Here is a 16,118-nt window from a genome sequence, read left to right as displayed (position 1 = left end):
AACCGCCGATCGCACAAACCCCTCAAAAACGTCCTTCGATCGACAGACGATAGCCGGTCGGGCCGCGGACGAAGCCGGCCTGTTCGAGTTTCTGGACGGCGAGCGGATCGGACGGCCGGAGCGCCAGTTCGGCGCGATACTTACCGGCGTTTTCGATCCGCAATGCGATGCCTTCGGTACCCGCCTGGCTCGTCAGCGGCAGCAGCAACGCGGTACCGTCGCAGCGCGCAGTGCCGCCGACCGATTGCGGCAGCGCGATCCCGCCGACGTCGCCTGCCAGAGTCGCGCGGACGCGGCCCTCGGCACTCTCGCACTGGCCATCGCGGAAACGGACCGACACGTCGTCGAGGTCGAGCGCGGAGACGGGCACCGGCGCGAACACCCGCCCGGTCGCGACCGTGGCCGTTACATGGTCGACACCGAAGCCGTGGCGGCTGACGCTCGCCGATCCGCTCAGCGGTCTGGCCGCAAGCGAGTCCGCGCCGGTGAAGACGATCGTCGCGCGACCGACCAGCAGCGGCAGTGGCGACACCTTCGCATGCAGGTCGCCGAGCGCGAGATCGCCGAATCGCGCTTCGGTCAGCGTCGATCCCCAGATCGTCCCCGACACGCGCCGCGCGACCAGCCCTTCGTCGCCGATACCGACCCAGCCGAGCACCGCGCGCATCGGCAGGAAGACGATCAGCGCGATCAGCAGCATCCCGCCGAACAACGCGGCGGGGCCGGTCTGCAAGCGTATCCGCCTCATGCCGCGCGCGCCTTCAACGTGAGCGCGACGCCGACGGTCTTGTCGCCCTTGTCGGTCATCGTCGCCGTATCGACGAGGATGCCGCGCCGTTCGAGCCGGGCCAGCCACGTGACGAGCGCCGCGGGCCGCGCGGACTGGATGCCGATACGGACCCGATCCGCGCCGTCCTGATCGAGCGAGGCGAGTGCGAAACCGGCCTGATCCGCCTCGGCGCGGACCGCATCGGCGAGCGTGCCGGTCAGCGGCGCGGCGCGGGTGCGCTGGATATCGCGCAGCGTCGCGACCTGCGCACGCGTCTCGCCGAGCCGGGTCACCGCGTCGGCATGGCGTTCGCGCGCGCTCGACAGGCCGTCGCCGACGGGTCGGATGATCACCGCCCACAGCAATGTCAGCACCGCGAGCGCGGCCATCACGAGCAGCAGCCGGCGCTCGCGCAGCGATCGTCCCTCGAACCAGGTCTTAAGGCCGGTCATCGTGCAACTCCCGATGCTGGGCTGACCGTGAGTTCGCCCGTCACGCGGCCGGCTGCTGCCTGGAACACGCCCGCGCGCACCGTGAACCCCGATGTTTCGAGCGCGCGTTTCAGATCGGTTGCCAACGCCTCCCGCTCGACCGCGACCGACAGCCGCAGATCGCCGTTCGCCTGGAAATCGAGCCCGGTCACTTCGGTGCCCGGCGTCGCGCGCACCGCCGCGAACACCGCCGCCGTGGTATTGGTGAATCCAAGCCCCGGCCCGCGGACGCGCGACAGGCGTTCGTCGAGCTGACGGCCCGCGTCGACCACCGTCTCGCCGCGCGGCAAGCCGGCCAACGCGACCGTGTTGGCTTCCGCCTCCAGCGCATCGGCGCCGAAACTGTATTTGGCGATGCGGACGAGCGAGATCGCCAGCGTCACCGCGAGGATCGTCAGCGACAGCACAGCAAGCCGCCGGATCAGCGCCCAGTCGATCGCGAACTGCCGCCGCCGCGCGAACGGCCCCTGCCGGAGGTCTAGCGGGGGCACGACGACAGCGGCGACGATCGCCGCCTCGAGCATCTCGCGATCGATCGATACCGGGGCCGCACCGCCGGTGATCAGGTCGGTCAGGCGCGCTTCGTCGGCAAAACCGCTCGACGTTCCGCGCACGACGCCACTGCCCGCGAGGTCGGCACGCGCATAGCCTTCGTCGGGGCGCGGGAGGAGCATCGGCGCGGGGATCATCGCGACCGGATCGATCCCCGCTTCCGCGAGCGTCCGCAGCCACTCGCGCATCGTCGCAACACCGACGACGCCGATCGGCCGGTCGCTTGCCCCTTCGTCGCCGACCGCGACATGGAGCTCGGCGAGCGGCGACGCGCTGGCTTCGGCGGCAAGGAGGCGAGCAGCCGCGGTCGCCTGCGCCGGCGAGCGGGACGGCAGCTCCGCCCAGTGCAGCGTCACCGCGTCCGCCGGTGCGACCGCGATCGTGTCGTCGTCGATCGTGGCGGGGATGCCCTGCCCCTCCTCGGCCACGCGCGCGTCCGCCACGCGCATCCAGCGGAACCCGGTCTCGCCGGCAGGGAGGAACAGCAACGTCGTCATGATGGCTCGCCCCATTGCCGCGATACGAGCTGCGCGGGAAGTCGGTTCGCGTCGATCACCGCGCGTTCCTGCATTTGCGTGCGGCCCAGGGTCACGTCGATATCGAGCGTGAACCATTTCGACTGCACCGAGGCGACCGCACCGGGCGCGAGGTTGGCCGCGCCCAGCAGCGCCGCCGCCTTGGTGATCTCGCCCGTATCCGCATAGCCTTGTGGCGGCCGACGAAGCAGCAACTGCTGCGCGCTGCCGACCGACAGCGTATCGGGAAACAGCATCGCGAACAGCGGCGCCTGCTCGGGCGCCAGCGTGTTGACGTTGATCGATGACGGCTTGGCGACCGGCAGCGTGCAGATCCACGGCCGCAAGGTGGCGTAGATCTCGGGCGTCATGCCGGCGACCGCGCGCAATTCGCTCGGATCGGTCATCAGCGTGCCGGCGGTCCGGTACGGCGTCTCGCGACCGAGATACGCGCCATCCTCCGCCCCCATCGCCTGCTGGTCCTGATCGCTGTCGATCCAGTCCGACGCGCTTGCCGCGATCTGCTCGCCGACCTGCGTCGGTACGTTCAGCAAGCGCATCAGCCGGACGAACTGCGGCCGGATCTCGGGAACGCTGACATAGCTGCCGGGGCTAGTGCCCTGTGTCACCAAGCCGTTGAGATTGAAGCAATTGCCGCCATCGCGGACACGGGCCACCGCGAACCCGCCGCCGGGTAGCGGCAAGCCGAACGGCGTGTTGTTCCAGTTTCCCGCCAGCGTGACGCGCTTGGGGCTCTGGCTTAGCAGGGTGGAGACGCGGGTCAGTGCCATCGTCTCCGCCGCGAAGGCATAGGCGCGCGCCTGTTCGCCGGTCGCGGCATTGCCCGCCAGCCGGGTCGACAGCCGCAGCTTCTCAAGCGCCGCGCCCGCCATCACCGCGATGATCGCGACCAGCATCAGCACGGTGAGCAGCGCCGCCCCCCGCTCGCGTCCACGGTGGACGCCGCGCTCAGGTCCGCGCACCGAGTGCCCCCTGTGCTGGCGTGCCGGACGGTGGCGGGGTCGGCGCGCTGGCACCATCGATCGGCATCGGGATGTAGCCCGTGCCGACGAGGAACATCTGGCGGAACTGCATGCCGTCGTCGCGCGAAACCGTGAGTTCCATCGCGTCAGGCAACGCCCTGCCGCTCGCACCGTCCCAGCGATCGCTCCAGGCACCGGCGATCCGGTAGCGGAGCGCTACTTGGCGAACGCGAGTGAGGAGCGTCGCGGGGGGAAGCGGTGGCGCGCCGTCGATCATCGGGTAGGCGATCCGCTGCAACGTACCGGCGTCGATGCGGTAGGCCACTTTCTGCGTACTCGGCCGCGCGGCGCCGTCGATGTTGCTCCAGCCGGCGCGGACGAGGCGGAGCATCGGCGTGACCCCCGATCCGCTCTCGCCGACGAATGCGGGAACAGCAGTGCCGGCTTCGTCGCGCGTCGACCGATTCGAGGCCTGGGCGAGATCGGTGGACAGGATCGACATCGTCCGGGTCAGCGCGCTGATATCATCGAGCTTGGCCCCGGTCGTGCTCTGCGCCTTGACGCTGAACGATAGGATCGCAACGCCCGCGGCAGCGATCATCCCGAAGATCATCAGCGAAACCATCACCTCGATCAGCGTGAAGCCCGCCTCTGCCTGCGCACGACCGGGGCTCATGTCGCCGACCTCGGCGCCGGGCGGACCATCGTCAGCCGGCCGAGTTGCGTGCCGAAACGATCCGCGACCGCGACGTCGATCCGCAACACCTGCGAGCCGCCGAGGGCGCTAACCTGCCGGGTCCAGGTCCAGGCCTGGCCACCGTTGGTCTCGACACCGGTGACGCGGCCGGCGGTGGGCGGCTGCGCCTCGGTGACCGCGTCGATCGCGACGTTGCGCGCGACCATCTGCGCGACCAGCGTCTCATCGAGGATCGACGCGCCGCGGACCGTCGCGCTCTCCAGCCGGACGAGCGCCATCGCCGCCAGGCTGAACACCGCCAGCGCGACCATGATCTCGATAAGGGTGAAGCCCCTTTCGCGCGGATGGCGCTCAGCCCGCATCGGCGCGCACGCTGCCATCGGCATCGATATGCACGGTTGCGGCAATCCCGCCGCGATCGAGCCGGATTTCCGCAGGACGATCGACCAGTCCGGTCGGGTCGAAGGTCACCCGGACCCGCCCGCTCGCGTCGCCGATCGTCGCCTTGGTGCCGTCGGTCCAGCGTTCGACGCGCATCGGTTTCTCCGCGATGGGCGTCCAGCCGCCGGCCTGCCGCCGGTCGAAACCATAGCCGCCGCCGGTCACCCAGACGCTGACCGGGCGTGCCTCGACGATCGCGGAATCGTGCGCAGCGCGGGTCCGCAGGGCGAACCGCGTCGCCTCGTCGACCACGCGACCGCGCGGGTCGGGCATGACGAACACGGCCACCGCCGACGCTAGGCCGATGATCGTGACGACGACCATCAGCTCGACCAATGTGAAGCCGAGTTCGGCGGAACGCCTCACAGGCCTGAAGCCGCCTTCGCGCTTACTGCCAGCTGCCGATGTCGGCATCGATCCCCTCGCCGCCTTCCTTGCCGTCGGCGCCGAAGGTCCAGACGTCGGCCTCGCCATGCGCGCCGGGCGAGGCATAGAGATACGGGCGCCCCCAGGGATCGTTCGGCAGCTTCTTTAGATACCCGCCGCGCTGATAGCGCGAGGGATCTGTCAGGCCGGCAGGTGCGGTGACGAGCGCGTTCAGGCCCTGCGAGGTGTTGGGGAAGCTCATGTTCTGGAGTTTGTAGAGTTCCAGCCCGCCCTCGATCTGGGCGATGTCGGCCTTCGCCTTCTGGATCCGCGCGGTGTCGCCCGAGGGCAGCACGTTGAGCGCGACGATCGTGGCGAGCAGCCCGATGATGACGATCACGACCATCAGCTCGACGAGGGTAAAGCCGGCCTCGCGGCGCTTCTTTTTGTCTTCTGGACGCATGTACGACCTCATTGTCCGGCCAGCGTGTTGAGCTGGAGGATCGGGAGCAGGATGGATAGCACGATCGTCGCGACGATGCCGCCCATCACGACGATGATCAGCGGTTCGAGCAACGACAATGCGGTGGCGGTGAAACGGTCGAACTCGCGTTCGAGATAGTCGGCGGCGCGCTCCAGCATCTCGTCGAGCCGTCCCGCCGCTTCGCCCGAGGCTGCGAGATAGGTCAGCAGCGGCGGAAACACGCCCGCACGGCGCATCGCGGCCGACAGCGAGCCGCCGCCGCGGATCGCCTCGACGATCTGGTCCGAGGCGAGGCGCAGCCGGCGGTTGTGGATCGTGCTGGCGGTGAGATTGAGGCCGTCGAGCAACGGCAGGCGACTCGCCACCATCGTGCCTAGCGTGCGCGCCATTCGCGCGGCATGAAGGTCGCGGATCAGGCGGCCGAGCATCGGGATGCGGAGCAGCCAGCTGTCGAAGGCGAGGCGGAGCGTCGGGTCCTTCAGCGCCTGCCATCCACCGAGCGCGGCAATCCCGACGACCAGCAGCATCACCCACCAATACCCGACGAGGAACGCCGAGAACGCCATCACCATCCGCGTGAGTAGCGGCAATTGCTGGCCGACCGTGTCGAATTGCTCGACCACCTGCGGCACCACGAACATCATCAGCGCGGTGACGACGCCCAGCGCGACCAGCGCGAGGATCGAGGGGTAGGCGAGCGCGGTGATCAGCTTGCCGCGGATCTCCGCCTGGCGTTCCAGGAGCGCGGCGAGCCGGTCGAGAATCGTAGGGAGCGAGCCCGAGCTTTCGCCAGCGGAGACCATCGCGCGGTAAAGCGGCGGGAAGCTCTTGGGTTCGCGCGCCATCGCGTCGGCGAGGCGGCGGCCTTCGACGACGCCGGCATGGACGTGCTGGACGATCGTGCGGACGCTCTCCTGTTCGGTCTGGCGAGTGATGGTCCGGAGCGACTCCTCCAGCGGGGAAACGCGGTTGAGCGTGGCGAGCTGGCGGGTGAAGAGCGTGAGGTTCTTGCCCGACATCTTCGGCGTGCCGAGCTGGAGGCCGAATAGCGGGCGGCCCTTGGTCGCCTGCGGCGGGGCGCCGGGGCTGATCTTGACGACGTAGAGCTTGCGCGCGTCGAGCGTGGCGCGCGCGACGTCGATGTCCGCGGCGGCGACGTGGCCGCGACGTTCGGCGCCTTTGGTGTCGATCGCGAGATAGTCGAAGTCCGCCATCATCCTCCCCTGCAAGGGGAGGGGGACCGCCGCGAAGCGGTGGTGGAGGGGGCGTGCCGCGAACGTTGCGTTGCGCTGCTAGCGGCGTACGGCTGGTGGTGCGAGCGTGGTGAACCCCCTCCACCAGCTTCGCTGGTCCCCCTCCCCGTTCCGGGGAGGAATTGCCGCGCGCTACGCAACTCCTGTATCCTCGACCACTTCGGTCGTGTCGCGGCGGGATACCCGGACGGCTTCTTCGGCGGTGGTCTGGCCGGAGAGGACCAGGTCGCGCGCCGACTGGGCGAGGTTCGGTGATCTGGCGAACGCGTGCGCGGTTATCTCCGATTCGTGGCCGTCGGTGTTGATCAGGCGGCGGATGGTGTCGTCGATGCGGACCGCTTCGAACACCCCTATGCGGCCTTTGTAGCCAGTCTGGTTGCAGTCTTCGCAACCTTGCGCGACGTAGACGACCGCGTCCGGCGCGATGCCGAGTAGCGGGGCTACCGTGTCCGAGGCGGGCACGGCCTTGCGGCACGTCGGGCAGAGGCGCCGCACGAGACGCTGCGCGATCACCGCGCGCAGAGTCGAGGCGAGCAGGAAGCTTTCGACCTTCATGTCGCGCATCCGGGTGATCGCGCCGATCGCATCGTTGGTATGGACCGTCGACAGCACGAGATGGCCGGTGAGCGACGCCTGCACCGCGATCTCGGCGGTCTCGCGGTCGCGGATTTCGCCGACCATCACGACGTCGGGATCTTGGCGGAGGATCGCGCGCAGCCCAGCCGCAAAGGTCAGGCCGACCTTCGGATTGACCTGCGTCTGGCCAACGCCGTCGACGGCATATTCGACCGGATCCTCGACCGTCAGGATGTTGCGGCTGCCGTCGTTGAGCAGGCGCAGCGCCGCATAGAGCGAGGTCGTCTTGCCCGAACCCGTCGGCCCGGTGACGAGGATGATGCCGTTCGGCTCGCTCAGCGCCTCGTTCAGCAGCGCGAACAGCGCGGGCGGGAGGCCGAGCGCTTCGAGGTCGATGCCGGCGTTTTCCTTGTCGAGGATACGCAGCACCACGCGTTCCCCTGCGCGGCTCGGCAGCGTCGAGACGCGGACGTCGAGCAGCTTGCCGCCCAGCGTCAGCCCCATGCGGCCGTCCTGCGGCACGCGGCGCTCGGCGATGTCGAGGCGCGCCATCACCTTGATGCGGCTGACCACGACCGGCGCGACGTTGGGCGGCATGCGCAGCGTCTCGCGCAGCACACCGTCGATCCGCATCCGGACGACGAGGCCGGTTTCGTACGGCTCGATATGGATGTCGGACACGCCGTTGCGCGCGGCGTCGGCGATGATGCCGTTGATGAGGCGGATAGCGGGGGCGTCGTCGGCGGTGTCGAGCAGGTCCTCCGCGGTCGGCATGTCGCCGGCGAGCAGGTCGAGTTCGTCGCCCATGCCGACCGCGGCGAGCGCGTTGGCCTGGCCGTCCATCGCGTAGACGTTCGACAGGAGCCGGTCGAAGGCGATCTGGTCGACGAAGGTCACATCGAACGGGCGGGCGAGGTAGCGGCGGAGTTCGAGCAGGACCTTGGGCTCGGCGCCGGCGCGCATCGCGATCGTGAGGTGGGAGTCGGTGTCGGTGTGGTCGATCACGACACCGAATTTTCGGGCGAAGGCGTAGGGGATGCTGATCTGGGGGAGGTCACTGCTCCCCTCCCGCTCGCGGGAGGGGGCGGGGGAGGGCATGACATATCCCCCAATCGCCGCGTCCGCGGTCAAGGCAGCCCCTCCCCCGACCCCTCCCGCAAGCGGGAGGGGAGTAGAAGCGTCGATCTCGTGGCCTTCGCGGATGATCATTTTTTCGGCCGCACGACCATCGTCGAGGTCCGCACCGGCACCGCCACGCGCGGATCCTCGATGCTGCCCGCCATCGGCGCGGGCGGAATCGGTGGGGCGGCGCCCAGGTAATCGCGGACGAGTTCGTCGATCGACGGCTCCTGCCCCGGCTGCTGCAACCCCTGCTGCAGGCGGACATAGCCGTAGCGCTGCTCGGTCAGCTTGCGGCTGTCCTCGGCGGTACGCAGGATCGTCGGGCGGATGAAGATCATCAGATTGGTCTTCGAGCGCTGCTTGGCCTTCGACTTGAACAGATTGCCGAGCACCGGGATATCGCCGAGCAGCGGGATCTTCTCGATCGTGCGCCGCTCGTTGTCGTCGAGCAGGCCGCTGATCACCGCGATCTGGCCGTCGTCGACGGTCCGGACGGTCTCGACCTCGCGCTTGTTGAGGATCAGGTCGCTGTTGTCGCTCGACACCGGCCCGGCGATCGAGCTGACCTCCAGGCGCAGGTTGAGCTTCACCGTACCGCTGGAGTTCACCTGCGGACGGACAGTCAGTTCGATGCCGACATTCTGCCGCTGCGTGGTGCGGAACGCGTTGTCGAAATTGGTGCTGAGCGCCTGCCCCGTAGTGATCGGGATCTCCTGCCCGACGAGGCTGTGCGCCTCCTGGTTGTCGAGCGTCACGAGGTGCGGGACCTGGAGCAGGTTCGACTGCGTGTCGCTCTTCACCGCGTTGATGATCGCGCCGAAGAACGTGCTGCCAATCTGCCCGCCGAACCCACCAAACCCCCCGGTCGCGCTCAGGATCGACGCAATCGCCGATTGTTGCAGCGTATTGGCCGCGTCGCTGGTCGTTTTGGTGGTCGTCGTGCTGCCGTCGGTGTTGACGGTGGTCGTGCTCGATGTGTTGAGCTGCGTCGCACCGATCGCGCCAGCGATCTGGAGGATGTTGGGCGCGGAGTTGGCGAAGGTCGATGCGCCGAACGCGCCGCCGCTTGGGTCGCCGACGATGAACTGCGCGCCGAGCGCCCGCGCGGTCGTATCCGAGACCTCGGCGACGATCGCCTCGACCAGCACCTGTTCGCGGCGCGTATCGAGCTGTCGGACGACCTCGTTCAACTGGCGCTGGATTTCGGCGGGCGCGGCGATGACGATCGCATTGGCACCGGCAAAGCGCGTGACGACCGCGGCGGTCTTGCCGCCGGCCGCGGTGATCGCGGGCTGGCCCGACCCCGACGATCCGCCACCCGATGTCGGACCGGACTGCGGGATCTGCGGCTGCGAGACGTTGGACTGGCCGCCGGATGCGCCATTGGTGCTGCTCGACCCGAAATTGGAGCGGGACAGCGACGTCTGGACGGGCTGGGTCGGAGTCTGGCCGACGAGTTCCTGCAACACCGGCAGCAGTTGCTCGGCGTCGGCGTTCTCGAGGAACACCACCCTGATCTCGGTACCGTTGCGCGCCTTTTGATCCAGGTCGACCGCAACCTGCGCGAGCCGCGCGACGGTCGACGGGTCGCCGCGCAAGGCGACCGCGTTCGATCCCTCGACCGCGACGACCGATGCACTCGGGCCGGTTGCAGCCGCGCCGCCCTGCCCGCCGCCGGTGCCTGTCCCGATCAGACCTTGCAGCGCGGTGGCGATCTCCTTGGCGCTGGCGTTCTTGAGTGCGACGACACGCGTGGACGAGGTGTCGGTGTCGATCCGGCGCAGGACTTCGCGGATGCGGCGGATATTGTCGGCGAAATCGACCACCACCAGGCTGTTGCCGCCGCGATTGGCGCTGACCGAGCCTTGCGCGCTGACCAGCGGACGGACCGTCTCGACCGCGGATTGTGCGTCGATCGCGCGAAGGCGGACGATCTCGGTGACGTAGCTGTTGCGCGCGGCCCCCGCGACGCCGATCCGGCTCGGCTGCGAGGCGGCGTTGTCGAGCGGCTGGACGCGGAACGCGCCGCCCGAGGTCGGCACCGCGACCAGGCCGTTGGCGCGCAACGTGGAGAGGAATATCTCGAAATATTCGGAGCGCGACAGCGGGCGGTCGGTGACCACGGTCACCTTGCCGGCGACGCGGTTGTCGATGATGAAGGTCCGCCCGGTCACCTTGGCGGCGTCGGCGATGAACGCGCGGATGTCGGCGTCGCGGACGTTGAGCGTGGTCTGCGCATGAACGCTCGCGGCGAGTGCCAGCGCGACGACCGGACCAAGAATCAGTTTTTTCATTGAGCCATTTTCATTGTGGGGGCGCAATCGTGATGGCGAGTGGCAGGGTATCCCGGCCGCGCTCTACGGTGATGGGGACGTTGCCGCCGCCCGCGAAATCCTTGGTGATGCGGTCGAGATCGCCGGGGCCGGACACGGGCCGACCGCCGATTGAGGTGACGACGTCGCCGTCCTTCAGGCCGACGGAGCGAAACACGTTGCCGGAGCCCTGCGCGCGGACGGTGAGCCCGCTGATCCGGCCGCCGTCGATCCGCGGGATGAAGCCGATCTCGCTGCGCAGCTGCGCGATCGGGATGCCGACCGCGGGGGGCGGCGTGCCGGCAGAGGCCGCGCCGGGCACCACCGGCGTGACCGCGCCGGACTGGTCGAGGAACAGGTCCTCGTCGGCGCCGCCGCGGTCGATCGTGACGTGATCGAACGCGACCGCCTTCAGCTTGACGCCGGGCTGGATCTCGTCGCCGATCTCGACGCTCTGCTGGATGCCGTCGGGGCCGGCGATGATCGCCGAACTCCGCCCCATCGCCTCGTCGATCCGCGTGCCGAACAGAGTCAATTGCAGCGAGGTGACCGTAGCCGGCGCACCGCCTGTACCGCCAAGACGGAAGAACGGGTCGAAACCATTCAGGATGTCGGCGGCCGATCCAACCACCATCGGTGCGGCCGGACGCCAGTCGCCAAGCGGCGTGATCGGCGTCGCGATCGTCCAGACGAGCCGCGCGCACTGCGTCGCCAACCCGGCCAGCAGCGCGAGTTCGACGACGGTATAGACGTTAACGATCGGCATACGCCGCAAGATACGGCGCGTCCGTGCGTCCAGCTTCAATCGCATCCGCGATCCACCCCAAAATTCACCCGCATCCGGGGCGTAGGCATGCCATGTTACAGTCGCGCGTCAATGCCTTGCGGGTCGAAGTCCGACGCCCAACCGGGAATGTTTGCGCCCGCCGCGGATGCACGGAGACTGGCGCGACGCCGTCCGGGTGGGCAAAAGACGATCATGTCCGCGTCCCTTCCGCCCGCCGGTTCCGGCCTGCCGCCCGCACCGATCATCGCTCGGCTGTCGACGCCGGGCGTCCAGCGCGTTCCCAGCGCCAAGCTCGACCTGTTCGTATGTCGCGACTTCCTGCCGGCGGACCTGTGCGCGACGCTGATCGACCGGATCGATTCGGTGCGGCGGCCGTCGACGATCTCCGATTCGAACGGGGACGCGAACTACCGCACCAGCGAGACGGGCGATCTGTCGGCGCTGGATCCGGCGGTGATCGAGGTCGAGCGCCGGATCGCCGCGCTGACCGGGCTCGACGGTCGCCACGGCGAACCGTTGCAGGGCCAACGCTACGCGGTCGGCCAGGAGTTCAAGGGACACACCGATTATTTCGAACCGACCGGGGTCGACTATGATCGCTATTGCGGTGTCGTGGGCAACCGGACTTGGACCGTGATGATCTATCTCAATCGGCCCGAAGCAGGCGGCGCGACGCGGTTCAAGGCGATCGACAAGGTCATCCAGCCTGAAACGGGCAAGCTGCTCGCCTGGAACAACCGGCGTGCGGACGGCAGCCTCAATGCGGCGACGTTGCACCAGGGGATGAAGGTGCGCAGCGGCGTCAAATACGTCATCACCAAATGGTTTCGCGAAAACCAGTGGCGTTGACGACTGTCCCGGCCTGAATCGGTCTTCAAAACGCGGCGCGCGAACACACCCCTTCCGATCCGGCGTGCGATGATTTAAGGGCGCTGCCAGAGTCACGACCCGCGCAGTCCTGCGATCGGGCCGTCAGACCTATAGTACAGGATATTTCGACCATAATGGCCTCTTTCAAGGACCCCAGTTTCCAGGATCGCACGAGCAGCGCCGCGGCCGCCAAGCAGAAGGCGCTCGAAGCGCTGAAGGCCAAGCCGCCGATCGACGAAGCCGTCGTCGCCGAGCGTCTGGCCGCGCGCGAAGCCAAGGAACTGGCCGAGCGCGAGAAGCGCGCCGCCAAGCGTGCCGCCGAGGACGAGGCCAAGGCCGCGAAGAAGGCCGAAGCCGAAGCCGCTGCTGCCAAGAAGCGCGAGGCCGAGGCCAAGGTCGAGCTGACCGATGCCGAGAAGAAGGCGATTCGCGACGCTAAGTACGCGGCGCGGAAGAACAAGAAGAAGTGATTTTGGGGCGGCCGTGGTGCCGCTCCTGTCTTCCGAATTAACTACTGTTCGCTGAAAGCACTCTGCCCAAAAAGACTACCACCCCGGCGAAGGCCGGGGCCCAACTGGCAAGGCCGCAGTGATGAAGCGCGCACCTTCGTTACCGACGTTTCCCAATTGGGCCCCGGCCTTCGCCGGGGTGGTACTTCTGGAACGGGCGCAATTCGCCAACTAGCTTGTTCTCCCGCGAAGGCGGGAGTCCAGACTGGGCTCCCGCCTTCGCGGGAGAACAATTTGAGCGGGAGGCCGTGCGGACAGCGGTCCCTCCTCCAATCCTCCCCAGCAAGGGGGAGGATTGCAAGCAGCCCCTACTCCGCCTGCTCCCAACCGCCGCCCAGCGCCTTGAACAACGCCACCGTCAGCTGCCGCAACTGCGCATCGCTCGCCACCAGCTGCTCGCGCGCGGCCAGCACGTCCGTCTGCGCATCCAGCAGCGTATTCTGCGCCACGAACCCGGTCCAGTACTGCGATTCCGCCGCCCTCGCGCTGCTCTGCGCATCAACCACCGCGCGTTGCAGCGCGGCGTTGCGACGGCGCTCGGCGGCGATCTGCGCCAGCGGGTCCTCGACGTCGCGCAACGCCTGCAACACCGTCGAGCGGTAGCGGAGATACGCCTGCTCGCGGTCTTCCTCGCGCGACTTGACGGTCGACTTGCGCCGGCCCCAGTCGAGCAGCGGGAACTGCGCCGCACCGCTCGCGGTCAGCTGAAGGCTGTCGCCGGAGAACAGATTGCCGAGCGCGGTCGAGATCAGCTGCCCCATGCCGGTGAGGCTGAACTTCGGATACATATCCGCCACCGCGACACCGATATCCGCCGTCGACGCCGCTAGATCGCGCTCGGCCGCACGAATATCGGGACGCCGCCGCAAAAGTTCGGAGGGCAGGCCCGCCGGGATCGTCGGCACACCGAGCGGTGCGGCCGAGGGCGCCGCCAGTTCGGTCATCAGCGTCGCGGGCGGCTCACCGAGCAGGATCGCCAGCGCATGCATCCGCACATCGACATCGGCGCGGACCGGCTCGGCGCGCGCTTGCGTCGAGGTGATCGACGCGCGCTGGCGAGTCACATCGATCGGCGGGACTAGGCCGACCTTGGCGATGTTGCCCGCGATCGTCAGCGCGCGTTGCTGATTGGCGATTTCGCCCTCGATCGTCGCGAGCTGCGCCTGGTCGAGCCGGAGCGCGAAATACGCCTGGGCGACTTCGGCCGCCAAAGTCACCGCGGCGTCGCGCTTCGACCAGACCGCCGCTTCGGTGCGCGCACGCGCGCCCTCGGTGCTGCGCCGGACGCCGCCGAACAGGTCGAGTTCCCAGCTTGCGTCGAAGCCGACCGAATAGGTCGTGATCCCGTTGCCCGGCAACGCGATGCCGCCGGTCGAGCCGGTGCCCCCTGCCCCCGTGCCGCCGCTGAACGCGCGTGCGATCGACGAGAGGCCGGCATTCTTGCTGAACTCGATACGACTCGGACTGGCGCTGGCATTGACGCTCGGCAACCCTTGCGAGCGTGCGACGATCTCCTGCAACCGCGCCTGTCGCACGCGCGAGGCGGCGATCGCGATGTCGGGATTGCCCTTCAGCGCGCGCTCGACCAAGCCGTCCAGCTGCGGATCGCCGAACGCCGACCACCAGCGGGCTGGGTCGACGGTCGCGCCAACACTCGCTTGCGGACCGACGAACGCCGGCGGCACCGCCATCTCGGGGGCGACGTAATTCGGGCCGACGGTGCACCCCGCGAGCAGGGCCGCAACCGCAACCACCATGAACCGCGCACGCATCAATGCATCCCTCCCGAGGGCGCGCCGCCGGTCTTGCCGGAGCGCATGAATAGAACCAGTGGCGCGACGCACAGCACGACCACCATCATCGCGCGGAACACGTCGAGGAACGCGAGCATCGTCGCCTGCCGCTGCATCTGGCTGTAGAGCACGGCGAGCGGCGTGGTGGTCGGATCGCCCTGCCCGCCGAACACGCTGCCCGCCTTCTGCATCCAGTCGTTGTAGTTCGGATCGAGCGGGTTGAGCGTCTGCGTCAGTTCCGACTGGTGCCGCTGCAATCCACCCGCGAGCTGGGTCTGCGCGAAGCAGATGCCGATCGTACCGCCGAGATTGCGCGAGACGTTGAGCAGGCTCGACGCCTGCGCGGTCTGCGTCTGCTTGAGCCCGACATAGGCGATCGCGTTGATCGGCACGAACAGGAACGGCAGCGCCATCGCCTGGAACAGCCGCGCGAACGCCGCATCGGAGAACGCGATGTCGGCGGTCAGGTGGCTCATGTTCCACAGCGCGAACGCCTGCACCAGCAACGCCGGGAACAGCAGGAAGCGGACATCGACCAACCCGCTCAACCGGCCCGCGAACGGCACCATGACGAGCGTCGCGAGGCCACCCGCGGTCAGCGCCAGGCCGGCGTCGAGCGAGCTGTAGCCGAGCACCTGTTGCAGCATCTGCGGAATCAGCTGCGTGGTGCCGAACAGGATCATGCCGGTGACGCCCATCACGCCGATCGTCAGCGCGAAGTTGCGGTTCTTCATCAGCTTGAGGTCGATCACCGGGTCCTTGTGGTTCAGCTCCCAGATCACGAGGCTGACCAGCGACACCGCAGCGATGATCGCCGACATGACGATGAAACCGCTCGCGAACCAATCCTCGCGCTCGCCGCGATCGAAGGTGAGTTCGAGGAAGCCGAGGCCGAGCGCGACCAGCGCGACGCCGACGTAATCGATCGTCAGGCCGTTCTTGAAGCGCTCGTCGCGGTCCTTCTTCACTTGCGCCGGCTCGTCGACGAAGGTCTCGACCGCGAACCACGCGGCGATGCCGACGGGGACGTTGATCAGGAACACCCAGTGCCAGCTCGAATATTCGACGATGTAGCCGCCCAGCGTCGGCCCGAGCACGGGACCGACGACGACGACGATCGCGAAGGCGGCGAACGCCATCCCGCGTTGCTTGGGTGGGAAGGTGTCGGCGAGGATCGACTGTTCGACCGGCGCCAATCCGCCGCCGCCAATGCCTTGCAGCACGCGCGCGACGACCAACGTCCCGATATTGGGCGCAAGGCCGCACATCAGCGACGCGATCGTGAACAGCGCGATCGACAGCAGGAAATACCTCTTCCGGCCGATCGCATCCGACAGCCAGCCCGAGATCGGGATGACGATCGCGTTGGCGACGAGGTAGCTGGTCAGCACCCAGGTCGCCTGGTCGGTGGTGATCGACAGGCCGCCCGAGATGTGATCGAGCGCGACGTTGGCGATCGAGGTGTCGAGCACCTCCATGAAGGTCGGAATCGAGATGATCGCGACGATCAGCCACGGGCTGTACTTGCCCGCCGCCGACCGGCTCGGCGACCAGGTGTGACCGCCCCCCGCATCGGCTTTCGCAGGAGCTTTCGCCAC

16 protein-coding genes are annotated in these 16,118 nt (G+C 68.2%); 2 read left to right on the top strand and 14 right to left on the bottom strand.

Annotation, left to right across the window (positions count from 1 at the left end; genetic code table 11):
* Nucleotides 1-22: 22 nt before the first annotated feature.
* From gspN to ACLBWL_RS09430, 12 genes are all read right to left on the bottom strand, one after another.
* The gene (gspN, locus tag ACLBWL_RS09485; protein WP_447792438.1) at nucleotides 23-748 is read right to left on the bottom strand and encodes a type II secretion system protein N; all 726 of its coding nucleotides are present in this window, start codon (nucleotides 746-748) and stop codon (nucleotides 23-25) included.
* Nucleotides 745-1,221 carry a type II secretion system protein GspM gene (gene gspM, locus ACLBWL_RS09480; RefSeq protein ID WP_447792436.1) on the bottom strand — a complete coding sequence of 159 codons (477 nt, stop codon included), beginning with the start codon at nucleotides 1,219-1,221 and terminating at the stop codon, nucleotides 745-747. Before gspM ends, gspN begins: the two co-directional genes overlap by 4 nt.
* Nucleotides 1,218-2,309 carry a type II secretion system protein GspL gene (gene gspL / locus ACLBWL_RS09475; protein WP_447792434.1) on the bottom strand — a complete coding sequence of 364 codons (1,092 nt, stop codon included), beginning with the start codon at nucleotides 2,307-2,309 and terminating at the stop codon, nucleotides 1,218-1,220. Before gspL ends, gspM begins: the two co-directional genes overlap by 4 nt.
* On the bottom strand, nucleotides 2,306-3,310 hold the full coding sequence (gspK, locus tag ACLBWL_RS09470; protein ID WP_447792432.1) for a type II secretion system minor pseudopilin GspK: 1,005 nt from the start codon (nucleotides 3,308-3,310) through the stop codon (nucleotides 2,306-2,308). Before gspK ends, gspL begins: the two co-directional genes overlap by 4 nt.
* The gene (gspJ, locus tag ACLBWL_RS09465; RefSeq protein WP_447792430.1) at nucleotides 3,297-3,986 is read right to left on the bottom strand and encodes a type II secretion system minor pseudopilin GspJ; all 690 of its coding nucleotides are present in this window, start codon (nucleotides 3,984-3,986) and stop codon (nucleotides 3,297-3,299) included. The genes gspK and gspJ overlap by 14 nt, the downstream gene beginning before the upstream one ends.
* Nucleotides 3,983-4,369 (bottom strand): type II secretion system minor pseudopilin GspI, encoded by a 387-nt coding sequence (gene gspI, locus ACLBWL_RS09460; RefSeq protein ID WP_447792428.1) that lies wholly within the window; start codon nucleotides 4,367-4,369, stop codon nucleotides 3,983-3,985. The genes gspJ and gspI overlap by 4 nt, the downstream gene beginning before the upstream one ends.
* Nucleotides 4,359-4,814, bottom strand: a complete 456-nt coding sequence (locus ACLBWL_RS09455) for a GspH/FimT family pseudopilin (RefSeq protein ID WP_447792426.1) — start codon at nucleotides 4,812-4,814, stop codon at nucleotides 4,359-4,361. Before ACLBWL_RS09455 ends, gspI begins: the two co-directional genes overlap by 11 nt.
* Nucleotides 4,815-4,836: 22 nt before the next feature.
* A complete protein-coding gene (gene gspG, locus ACLBWL_RS09450) occupies nucleotides 4,837-5,277 on the bottom strand; it encodes a type II secretion system major pseudopilin GspG (protein ID WP_447792424.1) in 441 nt (146 codons plus the stop codon).
* Nucleotides 5,278-5,285: 8 nt separating this feature from the next.
* On the bottom strand, nucleotides 5,286-6,512 hold the full coding sequence (gene gspF / locus ACLBWL_RS09445) for a type II secretion system inner membrane protein GspF (RefSeq protein WP_447793459.1): 1,227 nt from the start codon (nucleotides 6,510-6,512) through the stop codon (nucleotides 5,286-5,288).
* Nucleotides 6,513-6,683: 171 nt separating this feature from the next.
* Nucleotides 6,684-8,225, bottom strand: a complete 1,542-nt coding sequence (locus tag ACLBWL_RS09440) for a GspE/PulE family protein (RefSeq protein WP_447792422.1) — start codon at nucleotides 8,223-8,225, stop codon at nucleotides 6,684-6,686.
* 107 nt (nucleotides 8,226-8,332) lie between these two features.
* Entirely contained in the window at nucleotides 8,333-10,543 is a 2,211-nt protein-coding gene (gspD, locus tag ACLBWL_RS09435) for a type II secretion system secretin GspD (protein ID WP_447792420.1), read from the bottom strand.
* A 10-nt stretch (nucleotides 10,544-10,553) separates the two neighbouring features.
* The gene (locus tag ACLBWL_RS09430; RefSeq protein WP_447792418.1) at nucleotides 10,554-11,327 is read right to left on the bottom strand and encodes a type II secretion system protein N; all 774 of its coding nucleotides are present in this window, start codon (nucleotides 11,325-11,327) and stop codon (nucleotides 10,554-10,556) included.
* Between the two features lie 213 nt (nucleotides 11,328-11,540).
* Between ACLBWL_RS09430 and ACLBWL_RS09425 the strand changes: the two genes are divergently transcribed.
* Nucleotides 11,541-12,197: a prolyl hydroxylase family protein gene (locus ACLBWL_RS09425; RefSeq protein ID WP_447792416.1), complete on the top strand. Its 657-nt coding sequence runs from the start codon at nucleotides 11,541-11,543 to the stop codon at nucleotides 12,195-12,197.
* 155 nt (nucleotides 12,198-12,352) lie between these two features.
* A complete protein-coding gene (locus ACLBWL_RS09420; RefSeq protein WP_132740214.1) occupies nucleotides 12,353-12,688 on the top strand; it encodes a DUF6481 family protein in 336 nt (111 codons plus the stop codon).
* Nucleotides 12,689-13,035: 347 nt separating this feature from the next.
* Here the strand turns inward: ACLBWL_RS09420 and ACLBWL_RS09415 are convergent, their stop codons facing one another.
* A complete protein-coding gene (locus ACLBWL_RS09415; protein ID WP_447792414.1) occupies nucleotides 13,036-14,499 on the bottom strand; it encodes an efflux transporter outer membrane subunit in 1,464 nt (487 codons plus the stop codon).
* A complete protein-coding gene (locus tag ACLBWL_RS09410; RefSeq protein ID WP_447792412.1) occupies nucleotides 14,499-16,118 on the bottom strand; it encodes a DHA2 family efflux MFS transporter permease subunit in 1,620 nt (539 codons plus the stop codon). The genes ACLBWL_RS09415 and ACLBWL_RS09410 overlap by 1 nt, the downstream gene beginning before the upstream one ends.

It is taken from the genome of Sphingomonas sp. M1A8_2b (genome assembly GCF_053345535.1).
Note: the sequence above shows the minus strand (reverse complement) of the source record. Positions and strands in the feature narration are given on the sequence as shown.

What these genes read in the sequence shown, in the direction of transcription:
- gspM (WP_447792436.1), bottom strand. Translation starts at nt 1,221, where the DNA reads ATGACCGGCCTTAAGACCTGGTTCGAGGGACGATCGCTGCGCGAGCGC.
- gspD (WP_447792420.1), bottom strand. Translation starts at nt 10,543, where the DNA reads ATGAAAAAACTGATTCTTGGTCCGGTCGTCGCGCTGGCACTCGCCGCG.
- gspF (WP_447793459.1), bottom strand. Translation starts at nt 6,512, where the DNA reads ATGGCGGACTTCGACTATCTCGCGATCGACACCAAAGGCGCCGAACGT.
- ACLBWL_RS09425 (WP_447792416.1), top strand. Translation starts at nt 11,541, where the DNA reads ATGTCCGCGTCCCTTCCGCCCGCCGGTTCCGGCCTGCCGCCCGCACCG.
- gspL (WP_447792434.1), bottom strand. Translation starts at nt 2,309, where the DNA reads ATGACGACGTTGCTGTTCCTCCCTGCCGGCGAGACCGGGTTCCGCTGG.
- gspN (WP_447792438.1), bottom strand. Translation starts at nt 748, where the DNA reads ATGAGGCGGATACGCTTGCAGACCGGCCCCGCCGCGTTGTTCGGCGGG.
- ACLBWL_RS09430 (WP_447792418.1), bottom strand. Translation starts at nt 11,327, where the DNA reads ATGCCGATCGTTAACGTCTATACCGTCGTCGAACTCGCGCTGCTGGCC.
- ACLBWL_RS09415 (WP_447792414.1), bottom strand. Translation starts at nt 14,499, where the DNA reads ATGCGTGCGCGGTTCATGGTGGTTGCGGTTGCGGCCCTGCTCGCGGGG.
- gspI (WP_447792428.1), bottom strand. Translation starts at nt 4,369, where the DNA reads ATGCGGGCTGAGCGCCATCCGCGCGAAAGGGGCTTCACCCTTATCGAG.
- ACLBWL_RS09420 (WP_132740214.1), top strand. Translation starts at nt 12,353, where the DNA reads ATGGCCTCTTTCAAGGACCCCAGTTTCCAGGATCGCACGAGCAGCGCC.
- ACLBWL_RS09440 (WP_447792422.1), bottom strand. Translation starts at nt 8,225, where the DNA reads ATGCCCTCCCCCGCCCCCTCCCGCGAGCGGGAGGGGAGCAGTGACCTC.
- gspG (WP_447792424.1), bottom strand. Translation starts at nt 5,277, where the DNA reads ATGCGTCCAGAAGACAAAAAGAAGCGCCGCGAGGCCGGCTTTACCCTC.
- gspJ (WP_447792430.1), bottom strand. Translation starts at nt 3,986, where the DNA reads ATGAGCCCCGGTCGTGCGCAGGCAGAGGCGGGCTTCACGCTGATCGAG.